Raw genomic sequence first — 6,120 nt, 5'->3', positions numbered from 1 at the left:
GGCCCCGGTCGAGAACGCGAAAGCGATTCTCCCGGGGCCCGACTCATTTTCCGGACCATCTTCGCAGCGAGGGCTGTCAGCAGGCCCGGGTGATCGGCTGGCTCACCACCGGAGACGAGAAGACCAGCGAGGTCGTCGTCTCGCCGTACCGCTGAGCCCGCTCCACGAAGGTCTCCAAGTCACCCGTCGTCCGGCAGCGCACGCGCAGGACCCAGCACTCGTCGCCCGTGACGTGGTCGGCGGAGGCGATCTCGGGCAGCGGCAGGATGGTCGAGCGGAAGCGCGAGCCGTCGAGGCTGCGCACCCGCACGCGGACCAGCGCCTCGATCGGCAGGCCCAGCTTCGTGGCGTCGACCTGGGCCGAGTAGCCCGTGATGATGCCGCGCTGCTCGAGGCGGCGCACGCGTTCCGTCACGGCCGGCGCGGAGAGCGACACGCGGCGGCCGAGCTCGGAGTACGTGAGGCGCCCGTCGGCCTGCAGGAGTTCGAGCAGGAGCCAGTCGGTCGCGTCCAGGTCTCCCGCGAGGAACCCGTCGGGCACAACATCCACGCAAACTCCCCGAAGAACAACGGAATCCCAGGCCGATCGAGCCGATCACCTGGATTCAGCGCTGTGGTCCGCACCCCGGACCGACGACGATTTACCCCATGACACCTCGCATCCTCCAGTTCCCCACGCCCACCCCACAAGACGCCCTCACCTACTTCGGGCGTGAGCTTGGTTTCGAAGTCGACCCCGTCGACCTCGCGCAGGATCTGGCAGAAGGTCGTACCGAGGGTTTCGTCCTCGTCGAGTGCCGCGGGGCCGAGGCGTACGCGAAGGCGCGCATTCCGGGCGCCGTCAACTTGCCCTACCGCGAGATCACCGAGGACAGCACTCGCGACCTCGACAAGAACCTGGTCTACCTCTGCTACTGCGAAAGCATCTACTGCAACGCAGCCACCCAGGGAGCCTTGCGCCTCGCGGCCCTCGGCTTCACGGTCAAACGCCTCTCCGGCGGCATCACGACGTGGCAGGCCGGCGGCCACCCCACCGAAACCGGACACGGCGAACCACTCCGTACCCTGGAGAGGTGACACGTCTGCTGATCATCCAACCCGACGCCGGCGACCCCCTCGGCCCGCTCGGCGACTGGCTGACCGAGGCCGGCGCCGAGCTCGACGTCCGGCAGCCGTTCCACCAAGCGCTGCCGACCGACCTCGACGGTTACGCCGGCGTCGTCTGCCTCGGCGGTGGCATGGGCGCACTCGACGACGACGAACACCCCTGGCTCGCCGACGTCCGCAAGCTGCTGCGCCTGGCCGAGGGCAAGCAGCTGCCGACGCTCGGGATCTGCCTCGGCGCGCAGCTGCTCGCCGCGGCCACCGGCGGGCAGGTCGTCACCGGGGAGGACGGGCCCGAGGTCGGCCCCGCGCTGGTGTCCAAGAAAGACGCCGCCTGGACCGACCCGCTCTTCGCCGACCTGCCGCTGATGCAGGACGTGATCCAGTTCCACAACGACGTGATCAAACGCCTCCCGCCGGGTGCCGAGTTGCTCGCGTCCGCGCCGCTGTACCAGAACCAGGCCTTCCGCCTGCGCCGCTGCATCTACGGTGTCCAGTTCCACATCGAGACGACGCCCGACGTCGTGCGGCGCTGGGCCGAGGACGAGCCGGAAATGGCGGAACTCACCCGTCCAGGCGCGCTCGATCCGGAGAAGTTGGTTTCCGTGCACGCGGACATCGCCGAGACCTGGCGCCCGTTCGCGCACCGGTTCGTCCGATTGGCCGCCGGTGAGCTCGAGGCCGCGGCGGAAAGTCAACGCACGTTGCCGCTCGCTTAACGGATGATGTACGGATCACTAACGCAGCGTTGACGATTCACTCGATCGGTCAGGTACCTTGCGAGAGATGCTCCCGTAGGTACGGAGGACCGGGGTGGATCCCTCGCTAGTGGTCGTCGTCGTCATCGGCACGGCTCTCGTCTTCGACTTCACCAACGGCTTCCACGACACGGCCAACGCGATGGCTACCTCCATCGCCACGGGCGCGCTCAAACCGCGGGTCGCGGTGGCCATCTCGGCAGTGCTCAACCTCGTCGGCGCGTTCTTGTCCGTGGAGGTCGCGAAGACGATCTCCAGCGGTCTGGTCGACGACGCCAGGATCGGGCCGTCGATCGTGTTCGGCGGTCTCATCGGCGCGATCGTGTGGAACCTCGTCACCTGGTACGTGGGCCTGCCGTCGAGCTCGTCGCACGCGTTGTTCGGCGGCCTGATCGGCGCCACCTGGGTGTCCGCGGGCGCCGATTCCGTGCACTTCGGCAAGATCGTGGACAAGGTGCTCGTGCCGGCCGCCGCGTCGCCGGTGATCGCCGGTGTGGTGGCGGCCGCGTTCACGTACGCGGTGTACCGGCTCTTTCGAAAACGGCGCGGGTTCCGCATCGGGCAGATCGTGTCCGCTTCGCTGGTCTCCCTCGCCCACGGCACCAACGACGCGCAGAAGACCATGGGCGTCATCACCCTCACGCTGGTCAGCGCCGGCAGTCTGCCCGCGGGCTCGGCGCCGCCGGTGTGGGTCATCATCAGCGCGGCGTCGGCCCTGGCGCTGGGCACGTACCTCGGCGGCTGGCGCATCACGCACACCCTCGGCAAGGGCCTCACCGACATCGAGGGTCCGCAGGGCTTCGCCGCCCAGACGAGCAGCGCCGCGGTGATCCTGCTGTCGTCGCACTTCGGTTTCCCGCTCTCGACCACGCACGTGTGCTCGGGCGGGATCGTCGGCTCGGGCGTGGGCCGGCGCGAGGCGCCCGTGCGCTGGCGGATGGCCGGGCGGATGGTCGTGGCCTGGCTGTTCACGCTGCCGGCAGCGGCCCTCGTCGGCGCGGCGGCGGGAAAGCTCGCGTCGCTCGGCACGGCGGGGACCATCGGCGTCGGCGTGGTGGGCATCGCCATCGGCGTCGGCATCTACGTGCTCTCGCGCCGCCGTCCGATCACGGCGCACAGCTTCCAGGTCCCGGAGCCCTCGGCCGCCGACACGGAGCCCGACCGGCTCGCCGCCTGAAAGAGAACGCGTGCCTGCCTGCTCAGCCGACCCGGATCCGGCTACGGTGAAGGAGATGGCAGAGCGCTCGCGGACGGCCGCATCGGCGGCCCGGTACGGCTTCACCGACGACAAGGCCGACACCCAGCTGCGCGCGGCGGGCTGGTGGGACGCCGCGGGACCGGTCGACGGCACGGCCGACGTGCTCGCGGCCCTCTCCCGCACCGCCGACCCCGACCTCGCGTTGCTGAGCCTCGACCGCATCCGCGAAGCCGACGAAGCGGCGTGGCCGGAGCTGGAGCGCGCCCTTCGTGACAACCGGACGTTCCGCGGCCGGCTGCTCGGCGTGCTCGGCACCTCGACCGCGCTCGGCGATTTCCTCGCCGCCAACCCCGCCGAATGGCGCTGCCTCGCCGACCACCGCTGCACGGTGCCCGAGCAGTTCGCCGACCGGCTGCTGGCCGACCTCCGCGCCGACGACACGTACCTCACCGGTACCGCCGCCGAGCAGGCCCTGCGCACGGGGTACCGGCGGCTGCTGCTCGGCATCGCCGCCGTCGACCTCGGCCACCTCGTCGAGGAAGGGCTCGACCACCCGGCGTTCAAGGACACCGCCCACCAGCTGACTCTGCTGGCCGAGGCCGCGCTCAGGACGGGCGTCGCCGTGGCCGAGGCCGAGGTGGGGGCGAGCGCGGAGGGCGCGCTGTCGGTGATCGCGATGGGCAAGACGGGCGGGCACGAGCTCAACTACGTGAGCGACGTCGACGTGATCTTCGTCGGCGCCGGCGACCTCGCCGTGGCGACGCGGCTGGCCAGCACGATGATGCGCGTGGTCGGCAAGGCGTGCTTCGAGGTCGATGCGGCGCTTCGCCCCGAAGGCAAGAGCGGCGCGCTCGTGCGCACGCTCGAAGGGCACACGGCGTACTACCAGAAGTGGGCGAAGACCTGGGAGTTCCAGGCGCTGCTCAAGGCGCGGCCGGTCGCCGGTGACGCGGCGCTGGGCCGCGACTACGCGGAGATGGTGGCGCCCATGGTGTGGGCGGCCGCCGACCGCGAGAACTTCGTGACCGAGGTGCAGCAGATGCGCCGGCGCGTGGAGGACCACGTGTCCGCCGAGCACGCCGAGCGCGAGCTGAAGCTGGGCCGCGGCGGTCTGCGCGACGTCGAGTTCGCGGTGCAGCTGCTGCAGCTCGTGCACGGCCGCGTGGATCCCGAGCTGCGTTCACCGTCCACAATGGAGGCTCTGGCCGCGCTGGGCGAGGGCGGGTACGTCGGCCGGGCGGACGCGGCGGAGATGGGCACGTCGTACGAGTTCTTGCGCACCGTCGAGCACCGGTTGCAGCTGCGCCGGCTCCGGCGCACGCACCTGTTCCCGGAGTCGAACGACACCGACGAGCTGCGGATCGTCGCGCGCGCGTGCGGGATCAAGGCGGTGCGGGGGCGCAGCCAGGGTCAGGAGCTGCTCGCCGAGTTCCGCCGCCACGCGCAGGGCATCCGGCGGCTGCACGAGAAGGTGTTCTACCGCCCGCTGCTGCAGTCGGTGGCGAACGTGCCGACGGAAGCGTTGCGGCTCACCACGAAACAGGCCGCGAGCCGGCTCGCCGCGCTCGGTTACGCGGCGCCGGAAGGCGCGCTGCAGCACATCAAGGCGCTCACGTCCGGCGTCTCGCGGCGCGCGGCGATCCAGCAGGCGCTGCTGCCCGTGCTGCTCGACTTCCTCGCCGACACCCCCGATCCCGACGGCGGGCTGCTGTCGTACCGCAAGGTTTCCGAGGCGCTCGAGGACACGCCGTGGTACCTGCGCGTGCTGCGTGACGAGGGCACGGTGGTCGAGCGGCTCGCGTTCCTGCTGGGCACGTCACGGCTCGTGCCCGACCTGCTCGTGCGCGCGCCGGAAGTGCTGCAGCTGCTGGGTGAACCGGCGCGGCTCACCGGGCGCAAGCCGGCCGAGGTGGCGACGTCGCTGCGGGCGGCCGTGCGCCGTCAGCCCGGCTTGAACGCGGCCGTGGCGGCGGCACGTTCGTTGCGGCGCCACGAGTTGCTGCGGGTGGCGTGTGCGGATCTGCTGGGACTGCTGGATGTTCCGGCCGTGTGCGAGGCGCTCTCCAGCGTGTGGGTCGCCGTGCTGCAGGGCGCGCTGGCGGCCGCGTACCGGCAGCGGCAGGCGGAGCTCGGACGCACGCCGGCGACCGTCGCCGTGATCGGCATGGGGCGGCTCGGCGGCGCGGAGCTGGGGTACGGCTCGGACGCCGACGTGTTGTTCGTCTGCGAGCCGGCGGAAGGCGTGTCGGACTCCGACGCGGTGAAGTTCGCTTCGTCGGTGGCCGAGACCGTGCGCAAGATGCTGGGCGCGCCGAGCTCCGACCCGGCGCTGGTCGTCGACGCCGATCTGCGGCCGGAGGGACGCAGCGGGCCGCTGGTCCGGACCTTGGAGTCCTACCGCGCGTACTACCAGCGCTGGGGCGAGGTGTGGGAGGCGCAGGCGCTGCTGCGCGCGCGCTTCATCGCCGGCGACGAGGACCTCGGCGAGCGCTTCATCACGATGATCGACCCGGTCCGCTACCCCGAAGGTGGCCTCGACGCCACGAAGGCGCGCGAGATCCGCCGCATCAAGGCCCGCGTGGAAACCGAACGCCTGCCCCGCGGCGCCGACCCGACGCGCCACACCAAACTCGGCCGTGGTGGCCTGGCCGACGTCGAATGGACCGTGCAGCTGCTGCAACTGCAGCACGCGCACGCGGAGCCCAGCCTGCGCACCGCGTCGACGCTGGACGCGTTGACGGCCCTCGCCGAAACGGGCCTGGCGCCCACCGAGTCGGTGGACTCACTGCGCGAGGCGTGGCTGCTGGCCACGCGCGTGCGCAACGCCGGCATGCTCGTGCGCGGCAAGGCCGTCGACGAGGTGCCCAGCTCGGGCCGCGATCTGGCCGCCGTGGCGCGCGTGTTCGGCTACACCGTGGACGACGATCCGGGCGAGTTCCTCGACACGTATCGCCGGGTTACGCGCCGCGCGCACGCCGTGGTCGAAGAACTGTTCTACGAGACCTGACATCTTGCCGGGAACTGGAGTGCCGGGACCTGGAGTGCCGGGATCTAGAGTGG

General features: G+C 71.2%; 5 protein-coding genes. 4 read left to right on the top strand and 1 reads right to left on the bottom strand.

What is annotated here, in order from left to right:
• Positions 1 to 76: 76 nt before the first annotated feature.
• Entirely contained in the window at positions 77 to 550 is a 474-nt protein-coding gene (locus ACWEOE_RS40535; RefSeq protein ID WP_452018889.1) for an Lrp/AsnC family transcriptional regulator, read from the bottom strand.
• Between the two features lie 98 nt (positions 551 to 648).
• Here ACWEOE_RS40535 and ACWEOE_RS40530 point away from each other — a divergent pair, with 98 nt between their 5' ends.
• The 4 genes from ACWEOE_RS40530 to ACWEOE_RS40515 all read left to right on the top strand — a co-directional run bounded on the left by ACWEOE_RS40530 (position 649) and on the right by ACWEOE_RS40515 (position 6,067).
• Entirely contained in the window at positions 649 to 1,077 is a 429-nt protein-coding gene (locus tag ACWEOE_RS40530) for a rhodanese-like domain-containing protein (RefSeq protein ID WP_452018887.1), read from the top strand.
• A complete protein-coding gene (locus ACWEOE_RS40525) occupies positions 1,074 to 1,823 on the top strand; it encodes a type 1 glutamine amidotransferase (RefSeq protein WP_452018885.1) in 750 nt (249 codons plus the stop codon). Before ACWEOE_RS40530 ends, ACWEOE_RS40525 begins: the two co-directional genes overlap by 4 nt.
• Positions 1,824 to 1,917: 94 nt before the next feature.
• Positions 1,918 to 3,039 (top strand): anion permease, encoded by a 1,122-nt coding sequence (locus ACWEOE_RS40520; RefSeq protein ID WP_452018883.1) that lies wholly within the window; start codon positions 1,918 to 1,920, stop codon positions 3,037 to 3,039.
• A gap of 55 nt (positions 3,040 to 3,094) precedes the next feature.
• Complete coding sequence (locus ACWEOE_RS40515; RefSeq protein ID WP_452018881.1) at positions 3,095 to 6,067, top strand: bifunctional [glutamine synthetase] adenylyltransferase/[glutamine synthetase]-adenylyl-L-tyrosine phosphorylase; 2,973 nt, start codon at positions 3,095 to 3,097, stop codon at positions 6,065 to 6,067.
• Positions 6,068 to 6,120 lie beyond the last annotated feature (53 nt).

The organism is Amycolatopsis sp. NPDC004368, from assembly GCF_053602515.1.
This window is presented reverse-complemented; position numbering and strand designations above follow the sequence as displayed.

Excerpts from the sequence above, each read along its gene's own strand:
- ACWEOE_RS40530 (WP_452018887.1), top strand. The coding sequence starts at position 649 with ATGACACCTCGCATCCTCCAGTTCCCCACGCCCACCCCACAAGACGCC.
- ACWEOE_RS40515 (WP_452018881.1), top strand. The coding sequence starts at position 3,095 with ATGGCAGAGCGCTCGCGGACGGCCGCATCGGCGGCCCGGTACGGCTTC.